This window comes from Rhodococcus tibetensis (genome assembly GCF_024438035.1).
GTDB lineage: Bacteria > Actinomycetota > Actinomycetes > Mycobacteriales > Mycobacteriaceae > Rhodococcus_F > Rhodococcus_F tibetensis.
This window is the reverse complement of the sequence record NZ_JANFQF010000006.1, coordinates 230,521-245,705: the sequence shown is the minus strand read 5'-3', so window position 1 is coordinate 245,705 and position 15,185 is coordinate 230,521. Positions and strand designations below refer to the sequence as shown.

The window sequence follows — 15,185 nt, the reverse complement described above, 5'->3', positions numbered from 1 at the left end:
GTCACCCGATGTTCCAGTCGCCGCGTCGCTCCGCTTCGGCGGCAGCGGCGCGGCGTTCTTCTTCCGCGGCCAGCTGCAGCGCTGTCCTGCTCCACACGACTTTCAGCCAGTGGAAGGTCAACACGATCACGGTCAGCCAGCCCACGATCAGGCCGATACCCGGACCCGCCGCCTCGACACCCGGCGCTGGGGTTTGGCGGGTCCAGATGGCGAGCATCCCGAACACGATCGACACAGCCGTTCCCGCAAGAGCTATCCAAGCCAGGGCCCAGCGGCGCGTGATCAGCGCCAGCATCGACGCGACGACGCCGAACACCACCTCGAACCAGACGAACAGTCGCGACGGCAATGTGATGACTTCCGTGCGGGCGTCGTCCCCGTAGACCAGCACCTCCCAGCCGTTCGCGACGCCGGAGTGCGGCAGCGTGAGGGATCCGAGCAGAACGACGACAGCGATCGCGACGACCAGCGCCCGCACGCCCGGGTCGATTTCACCGGCCACCTTCTTCTCGGCGGCGTCGAAATCTTTCAGGTAACTCTCGATCGGGTCGCTCGCACTGCTCGAACCGTCGCCCCCGCCGGTGCGATCATCGTCGTGCCGCTTGTCGTCGAACGGGGAGGTCATGCGCTGCATCCCATCTGAGCGGGTAGTGGTGCCGGTGCACCGATCTGCGGGAGTCCGAGACCGACACCGATCGGCGGAGTCTTGGGTGTAATGCCCTTGTCGAAAGAGTCACCGGCACGGGTTCGGCGGTGGGTGAGGACCGGGGTGTCGGCAACGAGATGGTGCGGGGCCGCCGCACTCACCACCAGGGTGACGACATCGCCGGGCCGGATGTTGCCGTCGACGTTGCCTTCGGGACGGAAATGGACCAGTCTGCCGTCGCGGGCGCGTCCGCTCATCCGGCGGGTTTCCGCGTTCTTGCGGCCCTCACCGGCCGCGACGAGGAGTTCCACCTCGGCGCCGACCAGCTTCTGATTCTCCTCGAGGGTGATCTCCTCCTGGAGAGCAATGAGACGCTCGTACCGTTCCTGAACGACAGCTTTGGGGAGCTGTCTCTCCATGTCTGCAGCGGGCGTTCCCGGACGCTTGGAGTACTGGAAGGTGAAGGCACTGGTGAACCGGGCCTGACGGACGACGTCGAGGGTGCCCTGGAAGTCTTCCTCCGTCTCGCCCGGGAAACCGACGATGATGTCGGTGGTGATCGCCGCGTGCGGCATCGCGGTACGGACCTTCTCGATGATGCCCAGGAATCGCGTCGTGCGGTACGAGCGCCGCATCGCCTTCAAGACGCGATCGGAGCCGGACTGCAGCGGCATGTGCAACTGCGGGCAGACAGCCGGAGTTTCTGCCATCGCCTCGATGACGTCGTCCGTGAACTCGGCCGGGTGCGGTGAGGTGAAGCGGATCCGCTCGAGTCCCTCGATCTGGCCGCATGCGCGTAGCAACGAGGCGAACGCTCCGCGATCGCGCGGTTGCTCCGGATCGGCGAAGGACACGCCGTAGGCATTGACGTTCTGGCCGAGCAGGGTCACCTCGACAACACCCTCGTTCACGAGAGCCCGAACCTCGGCGAGAATGTCGCCGGGCCTGCGGTCGACTTCCTTTCCGCGCAAGGCGGGCACGATGCAGAACGTGCAGGTGTTGTTGCAGCCCACCGAGATGGACACCCACCCGGCGTACGCCGACTCCCGCTTGGCGGGCAGCATGGACGGGAACGCCTCGAGGGCGTCGAGGATCTCGACCTCCGCCCGCTGGTTGTGACGCGCACGGTCCAGCAGCGCAGGCAGCGATCCGATGTTGTGGGTACCGAACACGACGTCCACCCACGGCGCCTTCTTCACGACGACGTCGCGGTCCTTCTGCGCCAGGCAACCACCGACAGCGATCTGCATGTCGGGGTTCTTCTCCTTCGCCGGCGCGAGATGACTGAGGTTGCCGTACAGCTTGTTGTCGGCGTTCTCGCGCACCGCACACGTGTTGAACACCACGAGGTCGGGGGTCTGCCCGGTCGCGGCCTTGGTGTATCCGGCGTCCTCGAGCAGACCCGATAGACGTTCGGAGTCGTGCACGTTCATCTGGCAGCCGTAAGTGCGCACCTCATAGCTGCGCTGAGAGTTCTGGTCGATCGTGTCCACGTTCCCAGGGTACGGGCCGCGACAAATCGCCTCGTCGCGGCCATTGTGCACCAGGACACCCTCACCGTCGGACAGTAAAGTTTCCGTGACATCCCGAGGATTCTCGGAGTAAATGTCGAGACTGCCGCCTCCACCACATAGGGTCTTCGACTATGACGCAAGCCGACGACGCGACGCCGACACCCTCGACAGGTGTGGCAACGTCCATGATCTCGATGAAATCGGTGAACAAGCACTTCGGCGCCCTCCATGTCCTCCAGGACATCGACCTCGAAGTCCCGCGCGGGCAGGTCGTGATCGTCCTCGGGCCGTCAGGTTCCGGGAAGTCGACGCTGTGCCGGACCATCAACCGCCTCGAGCCGATCGACTCCGGGGTGATCGCAGTGGACGGCAAGGTTCTGCCCGCGGAGGGCAAGGCCCTGGCGGCGCTCCGTGCCGACGTGGGCATGGTGTTCCAATCGTTCAATCTGTTCGCCCACAAGACAATTCTCGAAAACGTGATGCTCGCACCGATGAAGGTCCGGAAGAAGAGCACTGCGGATGCGAAGGCCACCGCTCGCCAACTGCTCGAACGGGTCGGAATCGCCAATCAGGCGGACAAGTACCCCGCTCAGCTGTCGGGTGGACAACAGCAGCGTGTGGCAATCGCACGGGCACTCGCCATGAATCCCAAAGTGATGCTGTTCGACGAGCCCACCTCCGCACTCGACCCGGAGATGGTCAATGAGGTCCTCGATGTGATGACCTCGCTCGCCAAGGAAGGCATGACGATGCTCGTGGTCACACACGAGATGGGCTTCGCCCGCAAGGCCGGCGATCGCGTCCTGTTCATGGCCGACGGCCAGATCGTCGAAGACTCCGAACCGGGCACATTCTTCTCCGCTCCCGAATCGGAGCGCGCGAGGGACTTTCTCGGCAAGATTCTCAGCCACTGACCCAGCTGAGGGCCGCCGGCGGAGCGTCGCTCGCGGGCTTCGGTGGACTCACCTGTCTCAACCCGTTATTTCTATGGAGAGGAACTCGATGAGGATCAATCGCGCGATTCGTTGGGGAATCGGCGTCATGGCGGTCGCCGTCGTCGCGTCCGGCTGCGGCGGAGGCGAGGAGAAAAGCGCCTCCCAGAGTGCGTCGGAAGGCAAGCTGACCGTCGGAATCAAGTTCGACCAGCCCGGCCTCGGCCTGCGTAACCCTGACGGAAGCTTCAGCGGCTTCGACGTGGAGGTGGCCGAATACGTCGCCGGCAAGTTGGGTGTCACACCCGAGAACATCGAGTTCAAGGAGTCGCCCTCCGCGCAGCGCGAAACCTTGATCCAGAACGGTGAAGTCGATTACATCGTCGCCACCTACTCGATCACGGACGCCCGCAAGGAGAAGGTCGACTTCGCCGGTCCGTATTTCATTGCGGGACAGTCACTTCTGGTGAAGTCCGAGAACACCGACATCACGGGCCCCGACTCGCTGCGCGGTGGAAAGAAGCTGTGCTCCGTCACGGGTTCGACTCCTGCGCAGAAGGTCAAGGACCAGTACGCCCAGGATGTGCAACTGCAGGAGTTCGACACCTACTCCGCCTGTGTCGAGGCATTGCGTAACGGCGCTGTCGACGCCGTGACCACCGACGACATCATTCTGGCCGGTTACGCGGCGCAGTACCCGGGCGAGCTGAAGGTGGTCGGTGAGCCCTTCACCGAGGAGCGGTACGGTATCGGCCTGGCGCAGGGTGACGACGAGACCCGCGGCAAGATCAACGACGCCATCGACGCGATGATCGCGGACGGTTCGTGGGAGAAGGCGTTCAACGACACGGTCGGCGCTTCCGGCTACCCGCTGCCGGCACCGCCGACCGTCGATCGTTACTGAGCAATTTCCGTATCCGGCTCGGACGGCCCTCTTTCGGTGGGCCGTCCGACCCGGTTTCGACTCCAACCACCGGGATTTCGGGAGACGGTAAGTGGACCTACTGAGCAAGTACAGCGATCAGCTGATCGACGCATTCTGGACGACGGTGCAACTCACCGCGTTCTCGGCCATCGGCGCGCTGATACTGGGCACCATCCTCGCCGCGATGCGGGTGTCGCCGATTCCCGTCGCACGCGGCGTCGGGACGGCCTATGTGACCATCTTCCGCAACACTCCCCTGACACTCATCATCATCTTCTGTTCCTTCGGGCTCTTCCAGACGATGGGCGTCAAGCTCGCGCCCGAGCAGTCCCCGACATTTTTCACCCAGAACAACTTTCGGCTGGCCGTCCTCGGACTGAGTATCTACACCGCGGCCTTCGTCTGCGAGTCGATCCGATCCGGCATCAACACGGTGCACGTCGGGCAGGCCGAGGCCGGACGGTCGCTCGGCCTCACGTTCTCCCAGAACCTGCGCCTGATCGTGCTCCCCCAGGCGTTCCGTGCAGTGACCGCACCCCTCGGTAGCGTCCTCATCGCCTTGACCAAGAACACCACGATCGCCTCGGTGATCGGCGTCGCCGAAGCCTCACTGCTCATGAAGGAAATGATCGAGAACGAGGCCGCCATCTTCGTCGTCGGTGGCATTTTCGCCCTCGGGTTCGTGGTCCTGACACTGCCGATGGGCCTTCTGTTCGGCTATCTGAGCAAGCGATTCGAGGTTGCACGATGAGTAGTAATTCGGCCACCGTCCTCTACGACGCTCCCGGACCCCGGGCGAGAAATACCTACCGCCTGATCTCCGCGGCCGTGGCCGTCGTCCTTCTCGGCATCGGATACCTTGTCTTCGCAGCGCTCGATGACAAGGGACAGCTGACTTCTGCGAAATGGAATCCGTTCGTCGAGTCGACGTCGTGGACAACTTATCTGATCCCCGGTATCCGCGGAACGCTCGTGGCTGCAGCCGCGTCGATCGTGTTCGCGTTGATTCTCGGCGCGATTCTCGGTATCGGCCGACTCTCGGATCACCGGCCGATACGGTGGATCGCCGGCGCGTTCGTGGAACTCTTCCGTTCCATACCGGTGCTGATTCTGATGATCTTCTCGTACCAGCTCTTCGCTGAATACGAGGTCTTCAAATCGAAGTACCTGGCCCTCGCTGCCGTCATCGTGGGCCTCACGCTCTACAACGGTTCGGTGATCGCCGAGATCGTGCGTGCAGGAATCAAGTCCCTCCCCAAGGGACAGAGTGAGGCCGCGATGGCCCTGGGCATGCGTAAGGGCCAGATCATGCGGACCATCCTTCTTCCGCAGGCTGTCACCGCGATGTTGCCTGCGATCATCTCCCAGATGGTGGTGGCTTTGAAGGACTCCGCCCTCGGTTACCTCATCGGGTACGTGGAAGTCGTGCGCTCTGGGCAACAACTCGGCGCCTTCTACGGCAATTACCTGCCCGCGCTGATCGTCGTGGCCATCATCATGATTGCGCTCAACTCGACACTGACCGTGTTGGCCACAAGGTTGGAGAAGCGTCTGCGTTCCGGCCGCAAGGGCGGCGCGATTCCCGGTGCGGATATTGCGGCGGTTCCGGCGGTCTCCGTTCCGGGGATGGACATCACTGACAAGAGACTGTGATGTGTTGCGGCCGGGCGGGACACAGTCCCACCCGGCCGCGTACTCCCGAGACCCTGTTCGCTCATCCTTGGTCGAACATTCCATCGGTTTCGGCGCCGAGGTGATCGAGCTGTTCCTTGACCACCTCGAACGCCATTCCCTGTGGAAAGCCGCGGCGCGCAAGCATCGACACGAGGCGCCGAACTGCCCGGTCGCGGTCGTTTACAGCAAGCGTGCGTAGTTTTTTCGCGACGAGTTCGGTCGCCCGTTCACGTTCGTCTTCGCTGCCGATCTGCGAGAGGGCCTCGGTGGCATGCTCCTGACCGATGCCTTTGCGGCGCAACTCCATTGCGAGCGCCCGCTTGCCTTTGCCGGAGTAGGTGTGCCGCGACTGGACCCATTGCTGGGCGAAATCAGCGTCGTTGACCAACCCGACCTCGGTGAGGCGATCGAGTACACGTTCTGAGATGTCGGCCGAGTAGCCCTTCTTCGCGAGCCGCTCGGCCAGTTCCGCTCTGCTTCGGGCGCGATCCGTGAGGAGACGCAGGCACAAATCCTTGGCCTGCGTCTCCGTCCCGCCTTCGCCCGTCGGACGCACGTGTCTTCCTAGAAGTCGACCGGGGCGGCGTCGTCCGTAACAGCGGTCACGTCGGCACCGATCCCGAGCTTTTCCTTGATCTTCTTCTCGATCTCGTCCCGGATATCAGTGTTCTCCAGCAAGAACTTCCGGGCATTCTCCTTACCCTGTCCCAACTGGTCACCTTCGTACGTGTACCAGGATCCGGACTTGCGGATGAACCCGTGCTCGACACCCATGTCGATCAGCGAGCCTTCCTTGCTGATTCCGAGGCCGTAGAGGATGTCGAACTCTGCTTGCTTGAACGGCGGGGCCACCTTGTTCTTGACCACCTTGACGCGGGTGCGGTTACCGACCGCGTCCGTGCCGTCCTTGAGGGTTTCGATACGCCGAACGTCCAGGCGCACCGAGGAGTAGAACTTCAGTGCTTTACCACCCGTGGTTGTTTCGGGGGAACCGAACATGACACCGATCTTTTCACGCAGCTGGTTGATGAAAATGGCGGTGGTGCCCGAATTGCTGAGCGCACCGGTCATCTTGCGCAGCGCCTGGCTCATCAGACGGGCCTGCAAACCCACGTGACTGTCACCCATTTCGCCTTCGATCTCGGCGCGGGGGACGAGAGCCGCCACCGAGTCGATCACGAGAATGTCGAGGGCACCGGAGCGGATCAGCATGTCTGCAATCTCGAGTGCCTGCTCACCGGTGTCGGGCTGCGACACCAGCAGAGCGTCGGTGTCGACACCGAGCTTCTGGGCGTAGTCGGGATCGAGAGCGTGCTCGGCGTCGATGAAGGCGGCGATGCCGCCGGCGGCCTGAGCATTGGCGACCGCGTGCAGAGCGACCGTCGTCTTACCCGACGACTCCGGGCCGTAGATTTCGATGACTCGGCCACGGGGCAGACCGCCGATGCCAAGGGCCACGTCCAACGCGATGGAACCGGTCGGGATGACAGCGATGGGCTGACGCACACCTTCGCCCAGGCGCATCACCGAGCCCTTGCCGAAGTTCTTGTCGATCTGCGCAAGCGCCAGGTCGAGCGCCTTGTCGCGATCGTGTGCTTGTGGTGCCATCGTCGTCCCCATTCTCGAGTTCGTCTGTGCTCTGCGGTTAGGTTAGATCCAGGTACCGACAACAACCGTGACCACCGAACATCTCCAGCATAGGGGAACGTGTGTTCGATTGTCGCGATCGGGTGTTCGACACGCCGAGCGGATCGTCGGCCCCTTGATCAGGCCGTGGCGGTGCCGCTCATCTGCGCTGCGGGGGGACGTCGAATTCGACGCAGAGTTCTCGCCACACTTCCCGGGGTTCGCGGCCTTCCTCGATGGCTTCGGCGGCGGTTTTGCCGCCGAGGCCGAGGAGGACGTGGTCGACGAGCAGTGCGTCGCCGCGCATCGGTCCGAACTCGTCGCGGACCAGTTGGTGAAATTCGGTCAGTCGCACGTTTCCACGCTAGCGGACGCGTGTGGCGCGGGTTGTCATCGCAGCGCTGCCCGGCACACTTCGACAGGGTCGTCGACTTCGGCGATGGTCTTCGCGGCCCGGTGCGCCGCTTCGGCGTGGGTCGCGTCGGACAGCACCTGTTCGACCGCGGCACGAAGAGCTTCCGGGCTCGGTGGTCGCACGATGACGGCGCTCCCCTGTCTGGCGGCTCGGTTGGCCAGTTCCCATTGATCGCCACCGCCGGGTACCACCACGACCGGGACTCCGGCGAGAAGTGCCTTCGCCAGCATCCCGTGTCCACCCCCGCAGACGACGACGTCGGCCTTCTGCAACATGGCGTCCTGCCTGCCGAGTCCGGCTCGCGCCCAAGTCGGGACCGTCGACGGCGCTCCCTCCAGAATCGATGCGATTACCCGCACCCCGGCTCCGTCGAGTCCGCTGAGCGTGGTCTCGAGCATGCCTTCGGCACCGGTGAATGCGGTGGACGGCGCAACCATGACCAGCGGATCACTGCCGTCGGGGACGGGCAGTACCTCGTCGGTGGGTTCCCACAACAATGGGCCCACCACGAATGTCTCCGCAGGCCAGTCGGGTCGCGGCACCTCGAGCGCGGGGAGGGTCGCGATCAGTCGGCGCACGGGTCCCGGGTCCTCGGCAGGCAATCCGACACTGACGCGCGCCTGCGCCCGCTGCCGCTCACCCTGTCGGATCGATCGTGCCGTCGCGGCCCTCATCAGGGTGTCGCGAATACGCCCCCGCACACCGGTGCCGGGCGCGAGACCGCTGCCGATCGGCGGCAAGCCCTTGGACGGCGCGTACAGCGGGTGCGGCGACAGTTCGATCCAGGGGATCCCCAACCTTTCGGCGGCCATTCCACCGCCTGCGGTGAGGATGTCGGAGACCACGAGATCGGGATTCATCGTGCGCAGATCGGGCAGAAATTCGGTAGAGATGTGCGCCGCTCGTCCGTGGATGCGGGCACCTGCGTCGAGGTCGTCGTCGATGGGCCGGGGCGCGAGGCCCTTCAGCAGTTCGGTGGGAACTCCGGCGGCCCGCGCCTGCTCGATCCAACGGGCGCCCGTGAACAGAACCGGTTCGTCGCCCGCCTCGATGAAGGCCAGGCACAACGCAAGGGCAGGAAAGGCATGTCCGGGGTCCGGCCCGGCGACCACAGCGACTCGCACGAGCACAGGGTGTCACACGTCCGTCGTCACCGAATCCCGAACGCTGATTCGGCGGCGTGCAGCGCCCGCGCCCGATCGTCCGCGACGAGCCCGATCCGCGTGCGACGGTCGAGGAGGTCGCCTACGTCGAGTGCGCCCTCGTGTGAGACACCGAAGTCGAACTCGGCGCGGCTGATGTCCAGGCCGACCGCAATCGGTGCGAGCAAGGCGGGGTCGGCGGCGACCAGCGCGGCTTCCGTTCCGTAGCGGGCCACCAGCGACGGCGGCGCTGCCACGTTTCGCAGGGCTGCCTGGGAGGCGGCACCGACGAGCGGCAGCACCCGGGTCCGGCAGGGGCCCGCAGTCAGTCCTGCGAGTTCGACGACGGCGTCGACGGCGTCCTCCGCCATCTTGCGGTAGGTGGTCAGCTTGCCGCCGACGACACTGACGAGTCCCGTGCTGGAATGCAGGATCGCGTGGTTGCGAGACAAGTCGGCAGTCGAGCCGTCCCCAATGTGGAGCAGGGGGCGCAGACCAGCGAAGGTGCCCAGAACATCCGTACGTACCAGCGGGTTCTCCAGCGCAGTGTTGACCGTCGCCAGCAGGAAGTCGATCTCGCCTTCGGACGCAACCGGGATGTCGGGCACCGGTCCCCGCGCCGCCTCGTCCGTCAACCCCAGATACACACGTCCCAATTGGGCCGGCAACGCGAAGACGAAGCGATTGGTTGCCCCCGGAACGGGCACGGTCAGCGCCGCCGTGGGATTGCCCAGCCGGTCGGCGGACAGCACGAGGTGCGTGCCGCGACTGGGCCTGAGGCTGATGTCGGGGTCGATCTCTCCCGACCAGACACCCGCTGCGTTGATCACCGTGCGCGCCTCGATCACCATTTCGGACCCGGTCAACTCGTCGCGCAGCGTGGCCGACGTTCCGGTCACCGCGTACGCGCCTGTCCGTGTGAGTATCTTCGCGCCGTGCATCGCAGCCGTCCGCGCGAGGCCGATCACGAGTCGGGCATCGTCGACGAGTTGGCCGTCGAATGCGACCAGTCCGCCTCGCAGCCCTTGCCGCCGCACCGCGGGAGCGAGCTCGGCCACGCGGTCGGGACGCACGGTGCGCGACCTCGGCAAGACGGTCGGCGACGTGTGTGCTCCGGCGCGCAATATGTCGCCCGCGAGGAAGCCGGCGCGGATCAGGGACTTGCCGAACAGTGTGGTGGAATCGAGGACGGGGACGAGTTGCGGCAGCGCCCGGACCAGGTGGGGGGCGGTGCGGGTCATCAGAATCCCGCGTTCCATCGCACTTTCCCGCGCGATGCCGATGTTGCCCGACGCCAGGTAGCGCAGTCCCCCGTGCACGAGTTTCGAACTCCACCTACTCGTTCCGAAAGCGAGGTCGCGCTTCTCTACGAGCACGACGTTCAACCCACGTGAGGCGGCGTCGAGCGCCACGCCGGCGCCGGTCACGCCGCCGCCGATCACGAGTACGTCTACCCGCCCATTGTCGGCCAGCTGCTGGAGCTCGTGCGTCCTGCGGCGGGCATTGAGCGACGAGGAGTGTGTCGCATTTCCGTCGTTCACCGTTTTCCTCCAGCGCTCTCGTGATTCTGCGGTGCCAGGTAGGCGCCGATTGCCTGGCGCAGTTCCACGGTCAGGGCGTCACCGGGAAGTTCCCCGGCAACCATCGCCGCCGACTGGACAGCGGACTGTGCGATGAGCAGCACCATGGTGGCGATGTGGCGACTGTCGCCGGTGCGCACGGAGTTCTGACGCTGACCGGCCACCACGGCGAGCGCGACCCGGTCGATGATCGCCTTCTGGCTGGTCCCGAGCCGCTCGAGCACATACGTCGTGAAGAGTTCCTGGTCGGAGCGCAGTATCTTGACGAAGAGAGGATGGTTTCGCACTGCGGCGGATACGTCGACGACGGCCTCGACGAGTTGGTCGTATACCGACTGCTCGAGCGTGAAGGCGGGCGTCAGAGCAGCGATCTCGCGGGTCATGAGGTCGGCGACCACAGCCCGGGTGTCCGCCCACCGGCGGTAGACGGTCGGCCGGCTGACTCCCGCCCGTCGCGCGACCTCGGCCAGTGTGGTTCTGCGAAGCCCGAAGTCGAGGATGCAGGATCGTGCTGCATCGAGTATGGCGTCGTCGACGCTCGGCGTGCTGTCGTCGCTCGACAGTGGATTACGGATAGACATTGTATGTAACACCGTAACGCATTTGCCGATTTCCATACGGTTGGACTGAGGTGGCGAGTGTGCTCGAGACGGTGCGCGTCGGCCGCCGATGTGATCGTCCGGAAGCAAGTTCGGAAATTCCCCCGATTCCGTCAGTGTCCGATTCATGCCTCCAGTTCTGCCGCTTGGGCCTGATGTCACATCCGTCTACTCAGACGTGCCCGCGGTGACATTCGGTTACGCGTGTCGTGCCCCACCGGTGGGGACGAGGGAGTTACGCGAAATAGTAGAGGTCGAAGCCGACGGCCCGGTCGGCGTCGAATCCGGGCTGGGGGCCGGTCACAGCCTCGACTTGCGCACGCGCCTGTTTCCCCACGGGTATGTCGGACAGCGCTTCGAGATATCGCGCGTGCTCAGCGAGTGACAGGACGGCTCGATCCACGGTGTGCGTGACGTCGACCGCATGAGTAGGTTGCATGGTGTTGACCGCGACCCAGCGCACTCCTCGCCACGACGGAAGCCCCCTGTCCCCCAGTTCGGGGAAGATCCACTCGTTAGCGGCATCCGCGGCGGCGTCGAGGACACAGCGCCCGAGGGCGCGGTGATCGGCACTGTTGGGCTGCCCGGGACCCCAGGTATCGCCGAAATGGGCGGTCACCACCAGGTCGGGGCGATGGCGCCGAATGGCCGCAGCGAGGTCGCGGCGCAGTTCCAGACTTTCGACGACCCGCCCGTCGGGGTAGCCGAGGAACTCCACCTGCGAGACCCCCACGACGGCCGCCGAGCGACGCTCTTCCTCCTCGCGGAGAGGCCCCGATTCACGGGGGTGCAGACCAGCAATTCCGGCTTCGCCACTGGTGGCGAGCACGTATCGGATGTCTTTGCCCTGTTCGGTCCATCGGGCGACTGCTGCTGCCGCCCCGTATTCGATGTCGTCGGGATGGGCGACGATGACGAGCCCACGATGCCAGTCCTCGGGTACCGGTTGCATGATTCGAGACTGCACCTCAGAGGTGTGTGATGTCCGACTTCTCGCCGGATCCGGACATCGCCTTGTACAAGAGGTACGCCCCGAACACCACCGCGCTGACGACGAGAACCCAGAAGAGGCCCTCGATCAATGCACCGACGACGGCCAGCGCGATCCAGATCACCACGACCGCAAGAACAATCTTCCAGAACATGACTTCCTCCACTCACATCTCCCCGATCGATTTCTGCGCCCGACATCCGGTCGACCCCACTCATCGGGTACGCACCCCAGCCTGGCACGCTGCCTTCGGTAAATCACCAGGTCAGCGCAAAGATCAGGGAAAGTTCAGGGTTGTCCCCCACTCCCCCGAGCCCGCGTGGGCCGTCGCGACGCGAGTGCGACCGGCCTCCTGACGTAAACTTCGCGCCATTCAGTCCTGCAGCAGGAGGAGCACGCCGACCGTGTCGACGACATCCCGATTTTCCGCACGCGACCTCGCCCACGTCGCTGTGTTCGCCGCGTTGATCGTGGCGCTGGGACTTCCCGGCACCATCAACGTCGGCTCGTCCGGCGTCCCGATCACTCTGCAGTCGCTCGGGGTCATGCTGGCCGGTGCGCTCCTCGGTGCGCGCAAAGGTGTGCTGTCAGTCCTGACGGTGATGGCTCTCGGTCTGGTCCTACCGGTCCTCGCCGGCGGACGCACCACCCTCACCTCCCTGGCGGGCCCCACTGTCGGCTTCCTCATCGGCTGGATTCCCGCTGTCGCGGTCATCGGCTGGCTGACCGTACGCATGCTTCCCCGATATCGGGTGATCCTGGGGATCGGTATCAACATCCTCGGCGGAATCGTGGTGCTGTACGCCTTCGGACTGCCCGGGATGATGCTGCGTACCGACCTCTCGTTGTGGCAGGCGATCACCGCGAACGCCACCTATCTGCCGGGCGATCTCGTCAAGGCCGTCGTCACCGCACTCGTCGCCGCGCAGGTCCACCGCGCCTACCCGGCACTGCTGAAGGATCCTGCGACCGCACCGCACCGCACCGCAGAGGTCCGCTGACTCCGTGATCGGTTCGGGGCGATGAGTGACATTCGGTTCCACGGCGTGAGCCATTCCTACGGCGAGCGCTCGGTACTGGCAGGGGTCGACCTCACCCTGTCCGAACACCGCATCGGCATCGTGGGTCCCAACGGCGGCGGTAAGTCGACTTTGGCTCGGCTGATCAACGGGTTGGTCCTTCCGTCCGCCGGCTCTGTCACCGTCGACGACCTCGACACGGCGCGACGCGGTCGCCAGGTGCGCAAGAAGGTCGGTTTCGTGTTCACCGATCCCAACCACCAGATCATCATGCCCACGGTGGCCGAGGACATCCGTTTCTCGCTCCGTCGGTCGTCGTTGTCCACGACCGAACGCGCCGAGCGCGTCACCCGGGTGCTCGAACAATTCGGACTCGCCGGCCATGCCGACCACCCGACGCACCTGCTGTCCGGGGGCCAGAAACAGCTTCTCGCGCTCGCCGCGGTGATGGTGACAGAACCCGAGGTGCTGGTTGCGGACGAACCGACCACACTCCTCGATCTACGCAATACCCGCGTCATCGCGGAGACTTTCGCACGACTACCGCAGCAGGTGATCGTGGTGACGCACCACCTCGCGTTGCTCGACTCGTTCGAGCGGGTCCTCGTGGTCGACGAGGGGCGCGTGGTCGCTGACGGCGCGCCGAGTGCGTCGATCGACTTCTACCGCAACCTGGTTCGATGAGCACCCTCGGCCTCTACCACCCCGGCGACACGGTCGTGCATCGGCTACCTGCCGGCGCGAAGGTCCTGGCCCTGATCGCGTGCATCGTCGCTATCACCGTCGGTGTCCGACAGCCGTGGCAGCTGGCGCCCGCGGCACTGCTCGTCGGGGCCGCCTACGCGGTCGCACGGATACCCGTCCGGGCGGCGCTGGCTCAGCTCCGGCCACTGCTGTGGATGCTGCTGATCATCGGCGCCTTCCAGCTCGTGTTCACCGGATGGGTGCGCGCTGCTCTCGTGTGCGGGACCCTTCTGCTGTCGGTTGCTGCTGCCGCACTGCTCAGTCTCACCACACGTGTCACCGACATGCTCGACGCGATCACCACCGCCATGGCGCCCCTGCGCCGCTTCGGCGTGAACCCCGACCGGATCGCGTTGGTGCTGGCGATGACGATCCGCTGCATCCCCCTGATGTCGGGGATAGTGCAGCGCGTAGCCGATGCACGGAAGGCGCGGGGGCTGGGTTTCTCGCTTCGCGCGCTGGCGGTGCCCGTGGTGGTGAGCACCTTGATGACGGCCGACGCCATGGGCGAGGCACTCGCTGCGCGCGGCGCGGACGACTGAGCTCAGCGGTATCGGCGCACGATGTCGTCGATCTCCCCGAGTGCGGCGGCGAGGCCCGCCAGCTTTTCCGTGGCCGACACCAGCTCCGCGCGCTCACACGCCAGACCGCCAACCGCCCCGGACGCACCGGGAACCGTCACTTCGGCCGCAGCAGCCACCAACTCTTCGAATTGATCGACGCCGTCGTCGAGTTGTGCGGCCGCGGAGGCAATCGCCCGGTGGAGCGACGGTGCTGCCGCCCGGCTCCCACTGGCCGCACTCTCCATGGCCACGATATCGACGGCGACCGCGTGCAGGGCGGCCGCCGCGGACCGGGCAGTGCCGTGGGTGTCCTCGATGTCATCGTCGCTGATCGTCGCCGAGCGGGTGAGCACCCCGAGTATTCCGTGGAGTGCCCGCTCACTGTGTACTAGCCGCTCCATGGGCGCCCGGGCCACCGAGGACGGCGACGGGAGGGAACGCCGGGCCGGACGACCCGGCGGCGGCACGACCGCATCGAGCTCTCGGTAACGGTTCAGCGCCATTACCGCCGGCACCGCGAACACAACAGCACCCCCGCCTGCCATCACCAATGACCATTCGGGAGCCGCAGCAAGGGCAAGCCCCGCGGCACCCGTGGCCGAGGATCCCGACACGACGCCGAAACGCTGCGCCCGCCGCCGAGCTCGTCGCTTCTTCCGTAGCAGGCGTTCGCGCGGATCACGCCACCGCTGCGCCGCCTCGACGACGGACTCGCCGGCGTCCCGCAACGCTCCCTGGACTCCGACGAAGCCGGATACGACAGTGGCCGACCGGACTGCACGTCCGGGTCGGCCACCTCGGGTGAAACCCATGGG

General features: G+C 65.4%; 18 protein-coding genes. 7 read left to right on the top strand and 11 right to left on the bottom strand.

The genetic code is table 11. From position 1 onward, the window contains the following. Position 1: 1 nt before the first annotated feature. Both NOF53_RS09640 and miaB read right to left on the bottom strand, forming a co-directional pair. Positions 2-625: an Rv2732c family membrane protein gene (locus NOF53_RS09640; RefSeq protein WP_255967662.1), complete on the bottom strand. Its 624-nt coding sequence runs from the start codon at positions 623-625 to the stop codon at positions 2-4. After that, complete coding sequence (miaB, locus tag NOF53_RS09635; protein ID WP_255967661.1) at positions 622-2,139, bottom strand: tRNA (N6-isopentenyl adenosine(37)-C2)-methylthiotransferase MiaB; 1,518 nt, start codon at positions 2,137-2,139, stop codon at positions 622-624. The genes NOF53_RS09640 and miaB overlap by 4 nt, the downstream gene beginning before the upstream one ends. A 206-nt stretch (positions 2,140-2,345) precedes the next feature. Between miaB and NOF53_RS09630 the strand changes: the two genes are divergently transcribed. From NOF53_RS09630 to NOF53_RS09615, 4 genes are all read left to right on the top strand, one after another. Beyond that, positions 2,346-3,074, top strand: a complete 729-nt coding sequence (locus tag NOF53_RS09630) for an amino acid ABC transporter ATP-binding protein (RefSeq protein WP_255967738.1) — start codon at positions 2,346-2,348, stop codon at positions 3,072-3,074. A gap of 88 nt (positions 3,075-3,162) precedes the next feature. Continuing rightward, a complete protein-coding gene (locus NOF53_RS09625) occupies positions 3,163-3,996 on the top strand; it encodes a glutamate ABC transporter substrate-binding protein (protein WP_255967660.1) in 834 nt (277 codons plus the stop codon). Positions 3,997-4,087: 91 nt separating this feature from the next. Beyond that, positions 4,088-4,768 carry an amino acid ABC transporter permease gene (locus tag NOF53_RS09620; protein WP_255967659.1) on the top strand — a complete coding sequence of 227 codons (681 nt, stop codon included), beginning with the start codon at positions 4,088-4,090 and terminating at the stop codon, positions 4,766-4,768. Further along, positions 4,765-5,670 (top strand): amino acid ABC transporter permease, encoded by a 906-nt coding sequence (locus tag NOF53_RS09615; RefSeq protein WP_255967658.1) that lies wholly within the window; start codon positions 4,765-4,767, stop codon positions 5,668-5,670. Before NOF53_RS09620 ends, NOF53_RS09615 begins: the two co-directional genes overlap by 4 nt. Positions 5,671-5,731: 61 nt before the next feature. On the opposite strand, the gene recX is transcribed toward NOF53_RS09615, so the two are convergent. The 8 genes from recX to NOF53_RS09575 all read right to left on the bottom strand — a co-directional run bounded on the left by recX (position 5,732) and on the right by NOF53_RS09575 (position 12,198). Further along, a complete protein-coding gene (gene recX, locus NOF53_RS09610; RefSeq protein WP_255967657.1) occupies positions 5,732-6,247 on the bottom strand; it encodes a recombination regulator RecX in 516 nt (171 codons plus the stop codon). 8 nt (positions 6,248-6,255) lie between these two features. After that, on the bottom strand, positions 6,256-7,299 hold the full coding sequence (gene recA / locus NOF53_RS09605) for a recombinase RecA (RefSeq protein WP_109330760.1): 1,044 nt from the start codon (positions 7,297-7,299) through the stop codon (positions 6,256-6,258). 178 nt (positions 7,300-7,477) lie between these two features. Then, a complete protein-coding gene (locus tag NOF53_RS09600) occupies positions 7,478-7,672 on the bottom strand; it encodes a DUF3046 domain-containing protein (RefSeq protein WP_255967655.1) in 195 nt (64 codons plus the stop codon). 35 nt (positions 7,673-7,707) lie between these two features. Then, positions 7,708-8,856: a glycosyltransferase gene (locus tag NOF53_RS09595; protein WP_255967654.1), complete on the bottom strand. Its 1,149-nt coding sequence runs from the start codon at positions 8,854-8,856 to the stop codon at positions 7,708-7,710. A 26-nt stretch (positions 8,857-8,882) separates the two neighbouring features. Then, entirely contained in the window at positions 8,883-10,415 is a 1,533-nt protein-coding gene (locus NOF53_RS09590) for a glycerol-3-phosphate dehydrogenase/oxidase (protein WP_255967652.1), read from the bottom strand. Then, positions 10,412-11,035: a TetR/AcrR family transcriptional regulator gene (locus NOF53_RS09585; protein ID WP_255967641.1), complete on the bottom strand. Its 624-nt coding sequence runs from the start codon at positions 11,033-11,035 to the stop codon at positions 10,412-10,414. The genes NOF53_RS09590 and NOF53_RS09585 overlap by 4 nt, the downstream gene beginning before the upstream one ends. 253 nt (positions 11,036-11,288) lie before the next feature. Continuing rightward, entirely contained in the window at positions 11,289-12,005 is a 717-nt protein-coding gene (locus tag NOF53_RS09580) for a PIG-L deacetylase family protein (RefSeq protein WP_255967639.1), read from the bottom strand. 16 nt (positions 12,006-12,021) lie between these two features. After that, complete coding sequence (locus NOF53_RS09575) at positions 12,022-12,198, bottom strand: hypothetical protein (protein WP_255967637.1); 177 nt, start codon at positions 12,196-12,198, stop codon at positions 12,022-12,024. Positions 12,199-12,448: 250 nt separating this feature from the next. Here NOF53_RS09575 and NOF53_RS09570 point away from each other — a divergent pair, with 250 nt between their 5' ends. From NOF53_RS09570 to NOF53_RS09560, 3 genes are read left to right on the top strand one after another with little or no spacing between them, the layout of a single operon-like run. Continuing rightward, positions 12,449-13,045, top strand: a complete 597-nt coding sequence (locus NOF53_RS09570) for a biotin transporter BioY (RefSeq protein ID WP_255967635.1) — start codon at positions 12,449-12,451, stop codon at positions 13,043-13,045. 21 nt (positions 13,046-13,066) lie between these two features. Next, positions 13,067-13,747, top strand: coding sequence for an energy-coupling factor ABC transporter ATP-binding protein (locus tag NOF53_RS09565; RefSeq protein ID WP_255967634.1), 681 nt, complete (start codon positions 13,067-13,069; stop codon positions 13,745-13,747). Next, positions 13,744-14,349: an energy-coupling factor transporter transmembrane component T family protein gene (locus NOF53_RS09560; protein ID WP_255967633.1), complete on the top strand. Its 606-nt coding sequence runs from the start codon at positions 13,744-13,746 to the stop codon at positions 14,347-14,349. Before NOF53_RS09565 ends, NOF53_RS09560 begins: the two co-directional genes overlap by 4 nt. Positions 14,350-14,351: 2 nt before the next feature. On the opposite strand, the gene pspM is transcribed toward NOF53_RS09560, so the two are convergent. After that, the gene (pspM, locus tag NOF53_RS09555; protein ID WP_255967632.1) at positions 14,352-15,182 is read right to left on the bottom strand and encodes a phage shock envelope stress response protein PspM; all 831 of its coding nucleotides are present in this window, start codon (positions 15,180-15,182) and stop codon (positions 14,352-14,354) included. Positions 15,183-15,185 lie beyond the last annotated feature (3 nt).